Origin of the sequence: Fictibacillus sp. S7, from assembly GCF_004127935.1 — a bacterium.
GTDB classification, from domain to species: domain Bacteria; phylum Bacillota; class Bacilli; order Bacillales; family Fictibacillaceae; genus Fictibacillus_C; species Fictibacillus_C enclensis.
The window spans coordinates 3,006,325-3,022,689 of the sequence record NZ_QJKL01000001.1 but is presented as its reverse complement, the minus strand read 5'-3'; the positions used below and the strand labels follow the sequence as shown (position 1 = coordinate 3,022,689).

Annotated in this window: 20 protein-coding genes and 2 other annotated features; all 20 genes read left to right on the top strand. The window is 45.4% G+C overall.

The genetic code is table 11. The features are described 5' to 3' along the window. Positions 1 to 92 precede the first annotated feature (92 nt). Positions 93 to 1,469 carry a DNA repair protein RadA gene (gene radA, locus DMO16_RS15720; RefSeq protein ID WP_061975621.1) on the top strand — a complete coding sequence of 459 codons (1,377 nt, stop codon included), beginning with the start codon at positions 93 to 95 and terminating at the stop codon, positions 1,467 to 1,469. Between the two features lie 3 nt (positions 1,470 to 1,472). After that, positions 1,473 to 2,546 (top strand): DNA integrity scanning diadenylate cyclase DisA, encoded by a 1,074-nt coding sequence (disA, locus tag DMO16_RS15715; protein WP_061975624.1) that lies wholly within the window; start codon positions 1,473 to 1,475, stop codon positions 2,544 to 2,546. An 84-nt stretch (positions 2,547 to 2,630) separates the two neighbouring features. After that, positions 2,631 to 3,722, top strand: coding sequence for a PIN/TRAM domain-containing protein (locus tag DMO16_RS15710; protein WP_061975626.1), 1,092 nt, complete (start codon positions 2,631 to 2,633; stop codon positions 3,720 to 3,722). Positions 3,723 to 3,782: 60 nt separating this feature from the next. Then, on the top strand, positions 3,783 to 4,496 hold the full coding sequence (ispD, locus tag DMO16_RS15705) for a 2-C-methyl-D-erythritol 4-phosphate cytidylyltransferase (protein ID WP_129478541.1): 714 nt from the start codon (positions 3,783 to 3,785) through the stop codon (positions 4,494 to 4,496). Then, complete coding sequence (gene ispF, locus DMO16_RS15700) at positions 4,471 to 4,947, top strand: 2-C-methyl-D-erythritol 2,4-cyclodiphosphate synthase (protein WP_129478539.1); 477 nt, start codon at positions 4,471 to 4,473, stop codon at positions 4,945 to 4,947. The genes ispD and ispF overlap by 26 nt, the downstream gene beginning before the upstream one ends. A gap of 51 nt (positions 4,948 to 4,998) precedes the next feature. Next, a complete protein-coding gene (gltX, locus tag DMO16_RS15695; RefSeq protein ID WP_061975632.1) occupies positions 4,999 to 6,465 on the top strand; it encodes a glutamate--tRNA ligase in 1,467 nt (488 codons plus the stop codon). Positions 6,466 to 6,530: 65 nt separating this feature from the next. Then, positions 6,531 to 6,774: a binding site (T-box leader), on the top strand. Between the two features lie 336 nt (positions 6,775 to 7,110). Then, on the top strand, positions 7,111 to 7,761 hold the full coding sequence (epsC, locus tag DMO16_RS15690) for a serine O-acetyltransferase EpsC (RefSeq protein WP_061975634.1): 651 nt from the start codon (positions 7,111 to 7,113) through the stop codon (positions 7,759 to 7,761). After that, a complete protein-coding gene (gene cysS, locus DMO16_RS15685; RefSeq protein WP_129478537.1) occupies positions 7,758 to 9,158 on the top strand; it encodes a cysteine--tRNA ligase in 1,401 nt (466 codons plus the stop codon). The genes epsC and cysS overlap by 4 nt, the downstream gene beginning before the upstream one ends. Continuing rightward, entirely contained in the window at positions 9,159 to 9,584 is a 426-nt protein-coding gene (locus DMO16_RS15680) for a Mini-ribonuclease 3 (RefSeq protein ID WP_129478535.1), read from the top strand. It begins immediately after the preceding gene. Beyond that, on the top strand, positions 9,581 to 10,327 hold the full coding sequence (rlmB, locus tag DMO16_RS15675; protein WP_061975640.1) for a 23S rRNA (guanosine(2251)-2'-O)-methyltransferase RlmB: 747 nt from the start codon (positions 9,581 to 9,583) through the stop codon (positions 10,325 to 10,327). Before DMO16_RS15680 ends, rlmB begins: the two co-directional genes overlap by 4 nt. Beyond that, on the top strand, positions 10,327 to 10,836 hold the full coding sequence (locus tag DMO16_RS15670) for an NYN domain-containing protein (RefSeq protein WP_061975642.1): 510 nt from the start codon (positions 10,327 to 10,329) through the stop codon (positions 10,834 to 10,836). Before rlmB ends, DMO16_RS15670 begins: the two co-directional genes overlap by 1 nt. Before the next feature lie 83 nt (positions 10,837 to 10,919). Then, positions 10,920 to 11,570 carry an RNA polymerase sporulation sigma factor SigH gene (gene sigH / locus DMO16_RS15665; protein WP_090239693.1) on the top strand — a complete coding sequence of 217 codons (651 nt, stop codon included), beginning with the start codon at positions 10,920 to 10,922 and terminating at the stop codon, positions 11,568 to 11,570. Positions 11,571 to 11,733: 163 nt separating this feature from the next. Then, a complete protein-coding gene (gene rpmG, locus DMO16_RS15660; protein ID WP_074440646.1) occupies positions 11,734 to 11,883 on the top strand; it encodes a 50S ribosomal protein L33 in 150 nt (49 codons plus the stop codon). A gap of 59 nt (positions 11,884 to 11,942) precedes the next feature. After that, positions 11,943 to 12,149 (top strand): preprotein translocase subunit SecE, encoded by a 207-nt coding sequence (gene secE / locus DMO16_RS15655; RefSeq protein WP_061975644.1) that lies wholly within the window; start codon positions 11,943 to 11,945, stop codon positions 12,147 to 12,149. A gap of 84 nt (positions 12,150 to 12,233) precedes the next feature. Next, positions 12,234 to 12,767: a transcription termination/antitermination protein NusG gene (gene nusG, locus DMO16_RS15650; RefSeq protein WP_061975646.1), complete on the top strand. Its 534-nt coding sequence runs from the start codon at positions 12,234 to 12,236 to the stop codon at positions 12,765 to 12,767. Positions 12,768 to 12,936: 169 nt separating this feature from the next. Then, positions 12,937 to 13,362 carry a 50S ribosomal protein L11 gene (gene rplK, locus DMO16_RS15645; protein ID WP_053356210.1) on the top strand — a complete coding sequence of 142 codons (426 nt, stop codon included), beginning with the start codon at positions 12,937 to 12,939 and terminating at the stop codon, positions 13,360 to 13,362. A 200-nt stretch (positions 13,363 to 13,562) separates the two neighbouring features. Then, positions 13,563 to 14,264 carry a 50S ribosomal protein L1 gene (gene rplA / locus DMO16_RS15640; protein ID WP_061975648.1) on the top strand — a complete coding sequence of 234 codons (702 nt, stop codon included), beginning with the start codon at positions 13,563 to 13,565 and terminating at the stop codon, positions 14,262 to 14,264. Positions 14,265 to 14,307: 43 nt separating this feature from the next. Then, positions 14,308 to 14,455: a sequence feature (ribosomal protein L10 leader region), on the top strand. Between the two features lie 40 nt (positions 14,456 to 14,495). Beyond that, complete coding sequence (gene rplJ / locus DMO16_RS15635) at positions 14,496 to 14,996, top strand: 50S ribosomal protein L10 (RefSeq protein WP_061975650.1); 501 nt, start codon at positions 14,496 to 14,498, stop codon at positions 14,994 to 14,996. 51 nt (positions 14,997 to 15,047) lie between these two features. Further along, a complete protein-coding gene (rplL, locus tag DMO16_RS15630) occupies positions 15,048 to 15,410 on the top strand; it encodes a 50S ribosomal protein L7/L12 (protein WP_061975652.1) in 363 nt (120 codons plus the stop codon). 102 nt (positions 15,411 to 15,512) lie between these two features. Then, the gene (locus tag DMO16_RS15625) at positions 15,513 to 16,115 is read left to right on the top strand and encodes a class I SAM-dependent methyltransferase (RefSeq protein ID WP_129478533.1); all 603 of its coding nucleotides are present in this window, start codon (positions 15,513 to 15,515) and stop codon (positions 16,113 to 16,115) included. The last annotated feature ends 250 nt before the right edge of the window (positions 16,116 to 16,365 follow it).

The following is a 16,365-nucleotide window of genomic DNA, read 5'->3' as shown; positions in this document are numbered from 1 at the left end:
AGGGGTATGATGTTTGCTAAAATAAAGACATAGAGATAAAAAGAAAGAAATTGTCTACTGTCAGACGACAGTTGAACATAGAGGAGAACGTAATGGCCAAAAACAAATCTGTTTTTATGTGCCAGGAATGTGGTTATGAATCACCTAAATGGATGGGGAAATGCCCGGGCTGCCACCAATGGAACACCATGGTGGAAGAAGTCATCAAGAAAGATACCCCAACCAGGGGGTTATCCACCTCTTCCTCATCCGGCACACAGCAAAAACCCCAATCCATTGTTTCTGTAAAAAGCGAGCAGGAGCCGCGGATCAATACGCATACTGCAGAGCTGAACCGTGTACTCGGAGGTGGCATTGTACCAGGTTCACTCGTATTGGTTGGCGGTGACCCCGGTATCGGAAAGTCTACCCTTCTTTTGCAAACCTCTGCTAAATTGGCAGAGCACGGGCAAAAGGTGCTGTATATTTCAGGAGAGGAGTCCGTCAAGCAGACGAAGCTTCGTTCGGACCGCCTGGATATAGCGGCCGAAGAGCTGTTTGTTTTGGCAGAGACGGACCTCGATCTGATTGAAAAAGCGGTGAACGAAATTAATCCGTCGGTTGTGATCATTGACTCCATTCAGACGGTTTACCGGCCGGAAGTGACAAGTGCTCCGGGCAGTGTTTCCCAGGTGAGAGAATGTACTTCGCATTTTATGCGGATCGCCAAAACGAAGGGCATTGCTATTTTTATCGTGGGCCATGTGACAAAAGAAGGGGCCATCGCCGGCCCGAGGATGCTTGAGCACATGGTGGATGCTGTGCTTTACTTTGAAGGAGAGCGCCATCATACGTACCGGATCTTACGGGCGGTTAAAAACCGCTTCGGCTCAACTAATGAAATCGGCGTATTTGAAATGAAGGAGCTGGGCCTTGCTGAGGTGCTCAATCCGTCGGAAATTTTCCTGGAGGAACGTTCGAAAGGCGTAGCGGGATCAACTGTTGTTGCCTCATTAGAAGGAACCAGGCCCATGCTTGTAGAAATACAGGCATTAGTATCTCCTACAAGTTTTGGAAATCCAAGAAGGATGGCTACCGGCATTGACCACAACCGTGTTTCGCTTCTGATGGCGGTTCTTGAAAAAAGGGTCGGCCTTTTGCTTCAAAACCAGGATGCTTACCTGAATGTTGCTGGAGGAGTAAGGCTGGATGAGCCGGCTGTTGACCTTTCGGTGGCTGTAAGCATCGCTTCGAGCTTTCGGGATGCGCCCACACGCCCAACTGATGTGATCATTGGCGAGGTGGGATTAACAGGCGAGGTCCGGCGGGTATCGAGGATTGACCAGCGGATCCATGAAGCAGCCAAGCTGGGCTTTGAGAGGGCCATCATTCCGGATAAAAACCTTGGGGGCTGGACGATCCCTAATGGAATTGAGGTTATCGGTGTGTCTACTGTCGAAGAGACATTGCACTATACTTTGGGAGGATAACGTATGGATCATATTCTAAAAGAAGCAATCATCAGCAACATGCTGCAGCTTGTTGCGCCGGGAACGCCCCTCAGAGAGGGTATAGACAATGTGCTCCGTGCCAACACCGGCGGCCTCATTGTTGTCGGTTATAATGATAAAGTCACTCAGCTCGTTGATGGAGGGTTCTCTATCAACTGTAAATATTCTCCTGCATCTCTCTATGAGCTGGCCAAAATGGATGGAGCCATCATCCTGAGCGAGGATGCATCACGTATCCTGTACGCCAATACACAGCTTGTACCGGATACCTCCATTCCTTCCACGGAAACGGGAATTCGGCACCGAACGGCTGAACGGGTGGCCCGCCAGACAGGGAACCTTGTCATTTCCATCTCGCAGCGCCGAAATGTCATCACGCTCTATCAGGGTGTGATCCGCTACTCGCTGAAAGATATTGGTGTTATTTTAACGAAGGCCAATCAGGCGATCCAAACGCTTGAAAAATACAAAGTTGTGTTTGACCAGAGTGTTACCAACCTCGGCGCCCTGGAATTTGAAGAACTGGTGACGTTCCAGGAGGTATCCCAGGTCATTCATCGTATTGAAATGGTTCTAAGAATAAAGAATGAAATCATAAAATATGTTAATGAGTTAGGCGTCGAGGGAAGATTAATACGGATGCAGATGGAAGAACTTGTCGCAAACATTGAAGATGAGGCTGTTCTTCTGATCAAGGATTATGTAAAAGACAGAAAGCACGACCCGGCTCATATTCTGCGGCAGCTGAAGAAACTGTCGAGTGATGAACTGTTTGACGAGAATGTCATTGTTAAACTGCTGGGGCATTCGCCTTCCGCTAATGTGCAGGAGGAAACGGTTCATCCGCGCGGCTACAGGATCCTTTCAAAGATTCCAAGACTTCCAACTCTGATTGTAGAGAATTTGATCGGCACGTTCGACAGTCTTCCGAGCATTCTCCGGGCTTCCATCAAAGAACTGGATGAAGTGGAAGGCATCGGGGAAATTCGCGCCAAGAAAATTAAGGAAGGGCTGAAACGGATTCAGGAGCAGCTTTTTGTAGACAGGCATATTTAAATGACGAAAATTTTATGGAAATTCTCACATGAACACGTTTCAAAACAGACTTTCTGTAAATAATGGTTAAGGGAGGTGAAATGCATGCTAAAAAGGTTTGTACAGCTATTTTTTGTTGTTGTTGGCGGCATGCTTGGTTTTATCTATGTCCCTGACATTATCCGTATATTGAATTTGGGTGATTTGCCCAGCGAATTAACGTCTTCTTATGCGGGAGCGGTCTTAGGGGCACTTATATTCTTTTTATCTACATTTTGGGTAACAGATTACATCGTTGGGCTGATTCGATGGGTGGAAGAAACCGTCGTTAAAGCACCGGTCACGGATGTACTCTTTGGAACAATCGGACTTATATTTGGACTTATAGTAGCGTTTTTTGTGCAGCTTCCGCTTAACAACATCAATATCGTGGTCTTTAGTTCTGTTCTTCCTATCTTTCTTACCCTTTTGCTCGGGTATCTCGGATTTCAGGTGGGCTTTAAAAAGCGGGACGAACTCATCGCCCTTTTTTCCATTAACCGGGCCGGAAAAGAACGAAAAAAGGATGCTGAAGAAGAAAAGCTGAAAGGGAAGTACAAAATTCTGGATACCAGTGTCATTATTGACGGCAGGGTAGCCGATATTTGCCAGACTGGCTTTTTGGAAGGTCCGCTGATTATTCCCCGTTTTGTACTGGAAGAGCTTCAGCACATTGCTGATTCCTCTGATGTCCTGAAACGAAACAGAGGAAGGCGGGGGCTGGATATCCTGAACCGCATCCAAAAAGAGCTTTCGATCAAGGTTGAAATTTACGAAGGAGACTTTGAAGAGGTCAGCGAGGTTGACAGCAAATTGGTGAAGCTTGCCCAGCTGCTGTCTGGTGTCGTTGTAACCAATGATTTTAACCTGAACAAGGTTTGTGAGCTTCAAAATGTGTTAGTATTGAACATAAATGATCTTGCCAACGCGGTAAAACCTGTCGTTCTTCCGGGTGAAGAATTAATCGTGCAGGTGATCAAGGACGGCAAGGAACACAATCAGGGAGTCGGCTATTTGGATGACGGCACGATGATCGTAGTCGAAGAAGGCAGAAATTACATTGGCAAGACGATTGATGTCTTGGTTACCAGTGTGTTGCAGACATCTGCAGGACGTATGATTTTTGCGAAGCCGAAACTGCTGGAAAAAGCATTATAACTACAAGCTTACAGGAGAGCTGATTTCTCTGTATGCAGTCTAGAGTGGTGGAGAAGGTTGTTGGAGTATAGCATGGTAATCCCTGCAGCGGGACAGGGGAAAAGGATGAATGCAGGCAAGAACAAACAATGGATCGAGCTGAAGGGAAAGCCGCTGATTGCCCATACGCTGTCCGTCTTTGAGGAAGATCCATGGTGCCGTGAAATTATCCTCGTCGTGAACGAGGCGGAGCAGCATCAATTTCATAAGGCGGTGGACCGTTTTTCTTTTCAAAAGGTCACCAAGATTGTTCGTGGCGGAGCGGAGCGTCAGCACAGTGTATTTGAAGGACTGAAGGCAGTGGCGGAAACGGATCTTGCGTTGATTCATGATGGTGCCCGTCCTTTTGTCCAGCAAGACAGCATCCATAAACTCGTGGTTAAAGCAAATGAAACAGGAGCCGCTATTCTGGCGGTTCCGTTAAAAGATACGGTGAAAAAAGCAAAGGGCGAAACCGTGACGGAAACGATAGACCGTGCGAGCTTGTGGGCTGTCCAAACACCACAAGCTTTTCGTCTGCCTGTCGTTTTACAGGCCCACCAAATAGCGGCGGAATCGGGCTATCTCGGCACCGATGACGCCAGCCTGGTGGAGCAGACAGGGTACCCGGTTTCCATCATTGAGGGAGATTATTTAAATATTAAATTAACGACCGTACACGATCTTATTTTTGCCAATGCGATTTTGGAACAAAGGGAGAGAGAAACATATGATTCGAGTGGGACAAGGCTATGATGTGCACCAGCTGGTGGAAGGGCGGCCACTGATTATCGGGGGAATCACGATTCCTTCTGAAAAAGGCCTGCTTGGCCACTCTGATGCGGATGTGCTTTTGCATGCCGTTACGGACGCGTTGCTCGGTGCTGCTGGAGAAGGGGACATCGGCCAGCATTTTCCGGACACAGATGAAGCCTTTAAAGATGCCGATTCCAAAAAACTTCTTCAGGAGTCATGGGAGATTGTGAAGCAAAAGGGATACGAACTTAACAATGTGGATTGCACCATCATTGCTCAAAAGCCAAAAATGGCGCCATACATCGAGGAAATGCGTAATGTCATTGCCGGAATTTTTGGAGCAGAAACTGACCAGATCAATGTAAAGGCGACGACAACCGAGAAGCTGGGCTTTACGGGCCGCAGTGAGGGCATTGCTGCCAACGCAGTAATCCTTATTACCAAAAAGTAGACGAAAGTGGTACAATGAACAAAGCATAAAAATGAACGAGGTGGACGTAAAATGTCAAACGACGTAAGGGTAAGGTATGCGCCAAGCCCAACAGGACATTTACATATAGGGAATGCAAGAACGGCGCTGTTTAATTATTTGTTTGCCCGTCATCATAACGGTAAATTGATCATCCGTATTGAAGACACAGACCAAAAGCGAAATATCAAGGGCGGAGTGGAAAGCCAGTTAACGTATTTAAAATGGCTGGGCATGGACTGGGATGAAAGCATTGATATCGGTGGAGAGTACGGTCCATACACTCAAATGGAGCGCCTGGACATCTATAAAGAGCATTATCAGGATTTGCTTGACCGCGGTTTGGCTTATCCATGCTATTGTACAGAAGAGGAGCTTGAAGCTTCACGCGACGAGCAGGTAGCACGAAATGAAACGCCGCATTATTCCGGAAAGTGCCGTCATCTTACTGAGGATCAGCGCAAGGCGCTTGAAGCGGAAGGACGAAAGCCGAGCATTCGTTTTGCTGTGCCGGCAGACCACACCTATGCATTTTCCGATATGGTAAAAGGTGATGTTTCATTCGATTCCAATGGGATCGGGGATTATGTCATTGTGAAAAAAGATGGCATCCCAACGTATAACTTTGCGGTGGCCATCGATGATCATTTGATGAAGATTTCGCATGTACTGCGCGGGGATGATCATATCTCCAACACACCAAAACAGCTGATGGTTTATGAAGCATTCGGCTGGGAACCACCGGTGTTTGGCCACATGACACTGATTTTTAACGAAAATCGCAAAAAGCTCAGCAAGCGTGACGAGTCGATCATTCAGTTCATTGAACAGTATGAACAGCTCGGCTATATTCCTGAAGCGTTGTTTAACTTTATTGCACTGCTTGGCTGGTCTCCAGTTGGAGAGGAAGAAATTTTTACCAAGGATGAGTTCATCGAAATTTTTGATGCTTCCCGCCTTTCCAAAGCTCCGGCTATTTTTGACAAGCAGAAACTGCTTTGGGTAAACAACCAGTACATGAAAAAGCAAGACCTGGAAACGGTCATTGAGCTTACGATTCCGCATCTGGTGGAAGCCGGACGCTTAAAAGAGGACATGTCAGCAGAGGACCGTGAGTGGGCAGCCAAGCTTGTAGCTCTTTATCAAGAAAAACTCAGCTACGGCGCTGAAATCGTTGAGCAGACCGACGTGTTCTTCAAGAAACAGATTGAATATGAAGAAGAAGCACTTGAAGTGCTGAAAGGCGAAACCGTTCCTGAAGTTGTCGCTTCCTTCAAAGGGCACGTTGAAGCGATCACCGATTTCTCTGCAGAAGAAGTAAAGGCTGCGATCAAGGCAACCCAAAAGGAAACAAAGCAAAAAGGGAAAAATCTCTTTATGCCAATCCGCGTAGCAACCACAGGTCAAACGCACGGACCGGACCTTCCGCAGGCCATTTCCCTGTTCGGAAAAGAAGAGATCCTGAAACGCCTGGATCATACGGCAGCGCACCTTGCATAAATTTATCAGGCAAAATTAGTTAACATTTTGCCCGCAATGTAATATATTAAAAGAAATTAATTACAGCGACAGCAAGGATGAGGAGAGTAAGTTTCTCATTTTCATATTAGAGAGAACCACCTTGGCTGAAAGTGGTTTATGAAAAAGGAAACTGAAGTGCACCTCGGAGCCTTTTATCGAACCAATAGTAGATAAAAGCGGCCCTCCACGTTACGGAGTACAAGGGAAGAGCAAAAATACTGAATTTCCTCGTTGTTTTCGTATTTTTGTTGTTAAACAGAGTGGAACCGCGCCAAAAGCGTCTCTGTGCATATGCACAGAGACGCTTTTTTATATGCCCATGGGCGGGTTCCACGGGGTTTACAAGCGGAAATGGAAGATTTACCGGCGGAAATGAAGTAAATACAGGGCATAACAAAGGATTTACCCGCCGAAATCGCGCATTTACCCGCCAAAACAGGATTATGGTCAACTAGAAGGCAAAGGTTAGCCGTTTCAGCTTTTCTTGATCCAGCTTCAACGGCCAAAAGCTCGGTCGTTTCACTCTTTCACCACAACACAAAAGGCGTGTTGCCATTCAAGAGTTCCAACGCCTGCCGCTTTTTAACGGCCGTTTCAGCTTTTCTTAACTAAGGGGGGATTTCCATGTGGAAGCGCATGAGGGAGGATATACAGGCAGTTTTTGATAATGATCCAGCGGCACGAAGCAAGCTGGAGGTCATTTTAACGTATTCGGGCGTGCATGCGGTCTGGGCCCACCGGGTGGCTCACAAGTTGTTTAGGCACAATTTCTTGTTTCTCGCCCGTCTGGTTTCACAGATCAGCCGCTTTTTTACAGGAATTGAAATTCATCCGGGTGCGCAGATCGGGCGCCGGTTGTTTATAGATCATGGGATGGGTGTAGTTATTGGAGAAACGTGTATTATCGGAAATAATGTTACATTGTATCAGGGAGTAACACTTGGTGGTACTGGTAAGGAAAAAGGAAAACGGCATCCGACACTTGAGGACCATGCATTGGTTGCTTCGGGAGCTAAAGTATTGGGATCCATCACAATTGGGAAACATTCTAAGATAGGGGCCGGTTCGGTTGTTCTTCGGGATGTGCCACCGAACTCGACAGTAGTCGGGATTCCCGGTCGGGTCGTTGTACAGGATGGCGTGAAGGTCGGCCAGGAGCTGGATCACTGCAATCTTCCGGATCCGGTGGCTGCCCAATTCCGCGAACTGCAGGCGGAGATTGAAAGATTGCAGGAAGATATGGAACGTTTACGAAAGGGAAGTGAAGTGCGATGAGCTTAGTGATTTATAATACGTTAACCCGTCAAAAAGAGGTATTTAAACCCCTTGAGGAAGGGAAAGTAAAAATGTATGTATGCGGACCGACCGTTTACAACTACATTCATATCGGAAATGCCCGTCCGGCCATCGTATTTGATACGATAAGACGCTACCTTGAATACCGCGGCTATGACGTGAATTTTATATCCAATTTTACCGATGTGGACGATAAACTCATTAGGACGGCTAAAGAGCTCGGTACCGATGTTCCCACAGTAGCAGAACGTTTTATTAACTCGTATCATGAAGATGTTTGCGCGCTTGGTGTCCAGGAAGCGGACTATCATCCAAGAGTAACCGAGACCATGCCGGAAATTATCGATTTTATCAGCAAGCTGGTTGAAAAAGGCTACGGTTATGAAGCAAAAGGCGATGTGTATTTTAAAACACGAGCCTTTGACGGATATGGCAAGCTTTCACATCAATCAATTGATGATCTTCGTTCCGGGGCACGGATTGAAGTAGGCGACATCAAGAAGGACCCTCTAGATTTTGCACTGTGGAAATCAGCCAAAGAGGGAGAAATCTCATGGGAGAGCCCATGGGGGAAAGGCCGTCCGGGCTGGCACATCGAGTGCTCGGCCATGGCGAAAAAGTACCTTGGGGATTCCATTGACATTCATGGAGGAGGCCAGGATTTAACCTTCCCTCACCACGAGAATGAAATCGCCCAGTCAGAAGCGCTAAATGAAGCGCCGATGGCAAAATATTGGATGCATAACGGGTATATTAATATCAATAACGAAAAGATGTCCAAATCACTCGGGAACTTCGTGCTTGTTCACGATATGATTAAAGAGTTCGACCCGCAGGTGATCCGCTTTTTCATGATGGCCGTTCATTATCGCAACCCGATCAACTTTAGTAATGAATTGCTTCAAAGTGCCGAGGTCAGCTTGAACCGGATTCGTACGGCTTATGGAAATCTGAAGCACCGCCTGGAAGTCAGCGCGGATCTTGCTTCTGATGCCGAGCAATGGAACGAAAAAATAGAGCAATTCAAACAAAGCTTCATCACTGAAATGGATGATGACTTCAATACCGCAAACGCCATTGCAGTCCTGTTTGATATGGCAAGAGAGGCGAATGTGTACTTGCAGTCAGAAAACACCTCAACCGCGGTGCTTGCCAAATTTATCGGTCTTTTCGAAGAGCTTGCCGGAGTGCTTGGCCTGACGCTGACAGAAGAGAAAGAGCTGCTGGACGAAGACATTGAAGCGCTCATTGAAGAGCGGAACAACGCCAGGAGAGAATGCAATTTCGCCCGGGCGGATGAAATTCGTGACCAGCTGCGCGACCTGAATATCGTATTGGAAGATACGCCGCAGGGTGTTCGCTGGAAGAGGCAGTAAATGAGCAAACAAATCACTAATGCTGATGTTAAACAATTAAATGGAATGACCCTTGCGTATATGGGAGATGCCGTGCTGGAAACGTTTGTGCGGCATCACCTCATTCATTCAGGGCAGGTGAAACCGAACAAACTCCATACCCTTGCCACCAAGTATGTATCTGCGAAAGCGCAGGCATCGGTCGTTAAACGGCTGCTTGAAGAGGGCTTTTTTGATGAAGAAGAAACTGCTGTCATCATGCGGGGCAGAAACGCAAACCAAGGGTCAGTCCCAAAAAATACAGATGTCCAAACGTACCGGTACGGGACAGGCTTTGAAGCCATTATTGGCTATCACCATTTGTTGGGCCGAGAGGAACGGCTGGATATGATTTTTGAAAAAGTAGTGTCTTTCGTTGAACAGGCGGAAGAGGGAGGAAAACAATGAGCGAAGAATTTATTATCGGAAGAAACCCTGTACTCGAAGTGCTGCGTTCAGGAAGAGATATCAATAAAATTTTTGTGGGAGAAGGCTCTCAAAAAGGGCCAGTGAGCCAGGTCATACACATGGCCAAAGAAAATAATGTGCTTGTTCAGTTCGTTCCGAAAAAAAAGCTGGATTTGCTGAGTGATGGAGGAAACCACCAGGGTGTCATTGCGGCAGTAGCGGCTTATGAATATTCAGAGATCGACGATTTATTTCAAAAAGCGGAAGAAAAGGGAGAAGATCCTTTTTTCATTATTCTGGATGAAATCGAGGATCCCCACAATTTGGGCTCGATCATCAGAACGGCTGACGCGGTCGGAGCGCATGGCGTCATTATTCCCAAACGGCGGGCGGTAGGGCTTACGGCGGCTGTTGCCAAAGCCTCCACGGGAGCCATTGAATATATCCCGGTTGTTCGTGTGACGAATATTGTTCAAACGATGAAGGAATTGAAGGAGCGCGGCCTTTGGTTTGTGGGAGCCGACATGAAAGGGCAAGAAGACTACAGGGAAGCCAAGCTGGATTTGCCGATCGGCCTTGTCATTGGAAGTGAGGGCAAGGGGATGGGCCGCCTGGTGAAGGATACATGCGACTTTCTTGTACGGCTGCCGATGGAAGGGAAGGTTACTTCTCTTAATGCATCAGTGGCAGCAGGTCTGCTCTTATACGAGGTTTACCGCAAACGCCATCCGCAATCATCATAATGGAAAACATCCTGATCGTTGACGGATACAATGTGATTGGAGCCTGGCCGGAGCTGAGATCCCTGAAAGACTTGGATTTTGCGAAGGCCAGGGATATTCTCATTGAAAAAATGGCAGAATATCAGGCATTTACCGGATACAGAGTGATCGTGGTCTTTGACGCTCACTTGGTGCCGGGCATTGAAAAGAAATCAAAGAACTATAAGGTTGAAGTCATTTTTACAAGAGAGAATGAAACCGCAGATGAACGGATTGAGAAACTGGCTTCGGAGTTTAAGAATGTGAATACCCGGATTTTCGTAGCGACTTCGGACTATACCGAACAATGGGTGGTTTTTGCTAAGGGGGCTCTTCGAAAGTCTTCCAGGGAACTGAAAATCGAGATGGAGGATATCGAAAAGCGGATTGACCGAAAAGTAAAGTCGGCCAGGGGACGCAACTTCTCGAGTATCTCTTTGTCTGAAGAAATCGCTGAAATATTCGAAAAATGGAGAAGAGGACAAAAATAAACAATCTTGACGCAATTTCCTGCCATGCTGTATAATATTGTTATATTTTGCCTTGCATTCAGGCGCTGACCGGGGGGATTGTCGTGAGCATTTACCTCAAAGAAATGACGGTTCTGGATTATGAACAGATCGAAGACGAAAGTCTGGTAGAACATGTCCATGTAGGAGACAGTGCCGCGTTGGAATTTTTGATTAACAAATACAAAAATTTTGTGCGCGCAAAAGCAAGGTCCTATTTTCTAATCGGTGCTGACCGGGAAGATATTATCCAGGAAGGCATGATCGGCCTTTATAAAGCCATCAGAGATTATAAAGAGGACAAGCTTTCATCCTTTAAGGCTTTTGCCGAACTGTGCATCACACGGCAAATGATAACGGCCATCAAAACCGCAACAAGGCAAAAACACATACCGCTGAATTCGTATGTCTCGCTGGACAAGCCGATTTATGATGAAGAATCGGACAGGACATTGATGGATGTGATATGCGGAACAAAGGTAACCGATCCGGAAGAACTCATCATTAACCAGGAAGAGTTCGATGATATCGAGCTGAAAATGGGTGAGATATTAAGCGATCTCGAACGGAAAGTGCTGATGCTCTACCTGGATGGAAGGTCATATCAGGAAATATCCATTGACCTGGACAGGCATGTCAAGTCGATAGACAATGCACTTCAGCGTGTAAAAAGAAAACTTGAACGATATCTTGAATTACGGGAAATAACATTATAAGCAGGGGGGCTACCCCTGTTTTTCTTTTTGTATTCATAAGGCCGGTTGCTGCCGCCAGAGCCGTTCCGACCTTTATTGACAAGCCTTTTGCCCTGTGATAATGTGGTAAAAGTAATATAGATATCGTGGATGAGTGGGTCTAAACAGCATGGAAGGTGTTATTATGCGAAAAAAAGTTATTTTAGCCTGCGATCAATGCAGCAGCCGAAATTATACCACCATGAAAAACCAGGCAGCAAACCCTGAACGTATCGAGGTTAAGAAATTTTGCAGTCATTGCAATGCACACACTACCCACAAAGAAACGAAATAAGATGCCGGCTTGCCGGCTGTTTGCACATATATTAACTTTTAGCTAATGGGGGTAACATGATGGCTGACATTGCAGAAAAAACAAGAAAGTCTCCTGCAAAGTTTTTATCCGACGTTAAGAAGGAAATGAAGAAAGTTAGCTGGCCGAAGCGGGATGAATTGATTCGCTATACAACGGTTACGATCGGTACTGTTATAGTGATGGCGCTCTTCTTCTGGGTAGTTGACCTAGGCATTTCAAAACTTGTTGAACTCATTGTTGACTAATTTGTTTATATAGAAAGATAACTGGATACACTGCTTAGAGTATATCCGCTTAGGAGGGAAAGGACACGGGTTGTCCCGATAAATATGGAAAAAAACTGGTATGTCGTTCATACGTATTCAGGGTATGAAAACAAAGTGAAAACGAACCTGGAAAAGCGCGTGGAATCAATGGGGATGTCGGACAAGATCTTCCGTGTGCTCGTTCCTGTCGAAGAAGAAACGGAAGTAAAGAACGGCAAAACAAAAACAGCCATGAAAAAGGTTTTCCCTGGTTATGTTTTGACTGAAATGGTCATGACTGACGATTCATGGTATGTAGTTCGAAATACCCCGGGTGTTACAGGATTCGTAGGATCTGCAGGAGCGGGTTCCAAACCAACTCCGCTTTTGCCTGAAGAGGTTGAACACATCCTTAAAGGCATGGGTATGGAAGAGCCTCGCATCGAAGTGGACTTTGAGCTTAAGGAAGCAGTGAAAGTGAAGGAAGGTCCGTTTGCTGACTTTGTGGGTACGATTGAAGAGATCGATCCGACCAAGCGGAAACTTAAGGTTCATGTCAACATGTTTGGCCGTGAAACGCCGGTTGAATTGGATTTCAACCAGGTCGTCAAGCTCTAGTTTCAAAGTAATTTTAAAAACGCTTGAAATCCAACTTAAAAAGTGATAGACTTTTTAATGTTTGATATTTCTAAACAACTGCTTTCTCCTAAGCATGGGGGAAGCGTATTTTTGAGTGGGAGGGTATTGCACCCATATACCACATCACGGACTTAAGGAGGTGTGTCGCGTGGCTAAAAAGGTTATTAAAATGGTAAAGCTTCAGATCCCTGCTGGTAAAGCAAATCCGGCACCACCGGTTGGACCTGCATTAGGACAAGCTGGTGTTAACATCATGGGATTCTGTAAAGAGTTCAACGCTCGTACTGCTGATCAAGCTGGTTTAATTATCCCGGTTGAAATCACGGTTTTTGAAGACCGTTCATTTACATTCATTACTAAAACCCCTCCAGCTGCTGTACTTCTAAAAGTAGCTGCTGGTATCGAGTCTGGTTCTGGTGAGCCAAACAAGAAAAAGGTTGCAACTGTAAAACGTGATAAAGTTCGCGAAATTGCAGAATCAAAAATGCCTGACCTAAACGCTGCAAACGTTGAGTCTGCAATGCGTATGGTTGAAGGTACAGCACGCAGCATGGGAATTGTTATCGAAGACTAATCCTGATGCGTCAAACGGGTTGCGAGTAAAGGAGACATCCTACCGGTAAAACGGTTCGCAACCTTTATTAATGAAACAAAGCCTGAAAGCACCGGCGTTTAATTCCGGTGCCAGAGAGGCGCAGCGGCCCTCAAAATCTCGGGTGGCCGTTTAAGTGGGAGGTATATCCGCTAAACCACATAAGGGAGGAAATTTTTACAATGGCTAAAAAAGGTAAGAAATACCAAGAAGCGGCTAAATTAGTAGACCGCCAAAAAGCTTATGAGGCTACTGAAGCGATTGAGCTTGTAAAAAAGACTGCAACAGCTAAGTTTGACGAGTCTGTTGAAGTAGCAGTACGTCTTGGGGTAGACCCTAAGAAAGCGGACCAACAAATCCGTGGTGCTGTCGTGCTACCGCACGGTACTGGTAAAACTCAACGTGTATTAGTATTCGCTAAAGGCGAAAAAGCAAAAGAAGCAGAAGCTGCCGGAGCTGACTTCGTAGGCGATACTGACTACATCAACAAAATCCAACAAGGATGGTTCGACTTCGACGTAATCGTGGCAACACCTGACATGATGGCTGAAGTTGGTCGCCTTGGACGTGTATTAGGACCTAAAGGCTTAATGCCAAACCCTAAAACAGGTACTGTAACTTTTGAAGTTGAAAAAGCGGTTAACGATATTAAAGCAGGTAAAGTGGAATACCGTGTTGACAAAGCCGGTAACATTCACGTGCCGATCGGGAAAGTTTCTTTCGAAGACAACAAATTGTCCGAGAATCTTGGAACAATCATCGATACGCTTATTAAAGTTAAGCCAGCTGCTGCAAAGGGTACTTATATCCGCAACGTAGCGATCTCTTCTACAATGGGACCTGGAATTAAAGTTAACCCGTCTAACTTTTCTCTTAAAAAATAGTTGACAAACATTTTTTAAACTGATATAGTTTGGAATGTTGAAAATAAATATCTATGTCATGCCGTAGACAGCAGGGGCTTTATGCTTAATCATCCTGCCGAGGTGTGTAGCACAGAATACATCAATTTTTAATTGCTTGATTTCTGAAACTACGCCTTCATGTCTAACATGAAGGCTTTTCTTATGGCTACGGTATGAAGATGACTAGACTATTCTACAGGAGGTGTAAGGATGAGCAGCATTATTGAAACTAAGAAGCAGTTGGTTTCTGACATCGCTGGACAATTGCGCGAGAGCAAATCAACAATTCTTGTTGACTATCGTGGTTTGACTGTAGCGGCAGTAACTGAGCTTCGTAAACAACTTCGTGAAGCTGGAATCGAGTTTAAAGTTTACAAAAACTCAATGACTCGACGTGCAGCTGACGAAACCGGCTTATCTGAGATTAACGAGCATTTGGTTGGACCTACAGCGATTGCATTCAGCAATGACGATGTAGTGGCTCCGGCTAAAATCCTTAACAACTTTGCTAAGGAACACGACGCTCTTGAAATCAAAGCTGGTGTAATTGAAGGCCGTATCGCAACACTTGAGGAAGTTAAAGCTCTTGCGGATCTTCCATCACGCGAAGGACTTCTTTCTATGGTACTCAGCGTGCTTCAAGCGCCAATCCGCAACTTTGCGTTGGTTACTAAAGCCGTTGCTGAACAAAAAGAAGAACAAGGCGCATAAGCCTTTCGTTTTAAATCAAATAAGATTTAACTAACTAAGGAGGAAATTATAATGTCTAAAGAAATCATTGAAAGCCTAAAAAGCATGACAGTTTTAGAACTTAACGACCTAGTTAAGGCAATTGAAGAAGAGTTTGGTGTAACTGCTGCAGCTCCTGTAGCTGTTGCTGGTGGAGCTGCTGGTGCAGACGCTGCTGCTGAGCAAACTGAATTTGATGTAGTTCTTACAAGCGCTGGCGCTTCTAAGATCAAAGTTATCAAAGTAGTTCGTGAGCTTACTGGACTTGGTCTTAAAGAAGCTAAAGAACTAGTTGACGGCGCTCCAAGCAATGTTAAAGAAGGCGTTGCTAAAGAAGAAGCTGAAGAAGTCAAAGCTAAACTTGAAGAAGCTGGAGCTTCTGTAGAAGTGAAGTAATTTTAAATCTAAAAAAGGTTCGCCAACAGGCGGGCCTTTTTATTTGAAATCATTTGGGTAATACTGATACCAGGAATTCCTTTGGATGAAAGGGAGAAAAACATGAGTGGCCATTATTATTCAGAAAATCCTGATGCAAAAAGCAATCCGAAAACCTGGACGTTTGTTCTGAGAGACCGCGAATTGAAATTCACATCGGATGCCGGTGTGTTCTCCAAAAAAGAAGTCGATTTTGGGAGCAGGCTGCTGATCGAGGAATTTGTCTTTCCGGAAATCGGTGGAGATTGTTTGGATGTGGGCTGCGGGTATGGTCCGATTGGGCTTTCGCTCGCCAAAGAAGATGAAAGCCGTCAATTATTGATGGTGGATGTGAACGAACGGGCGCTCGAGTTGACCCGGGAAAACGCAAGGAAAAATGGAATCTCCAATATTGAGGTGCGAAAGAGTAATCTTTTTGACAATGTGCAGGAGTCGGAATTTGCAGCTATACTCACCAATCCGCCCATCCGTGCAGGAAAAAAGGTTGTTCATCAGCTTTTTGAAGATTCCTACGGGAAATTGCAAAGCAATGGAGAGCTGTGGGTTGTGATTCAAAAGAAGCAGGGAGCTCCTTCTGCCATCGAGAAACTGAAGGGAGTTTTCGATGAGGTGGAAATTGTTTCCAAGAACAAAGGATATTATATTATTCGCGCAAAAAAACATTGACTCTGCCTATGCTCTATGCTATTATTGTAAAATGCCAATGAATTCACATTTTCTGCCTTTGTGCTCAAATGCAGAAAAAACCTCGATATAACAACTATTTCTAGGTATATCAAGAGAAGAAATTGGACAAAATTATATAATCTGTTGCTCGATTGAAATTGTGGTTTTGTAAGAAAACCCTTTTTCTTTTTGTCTTTCTGGCATTCGATAGTAGAATGTTAGAGTATATAGGAACAAGAAAAAACGCTGG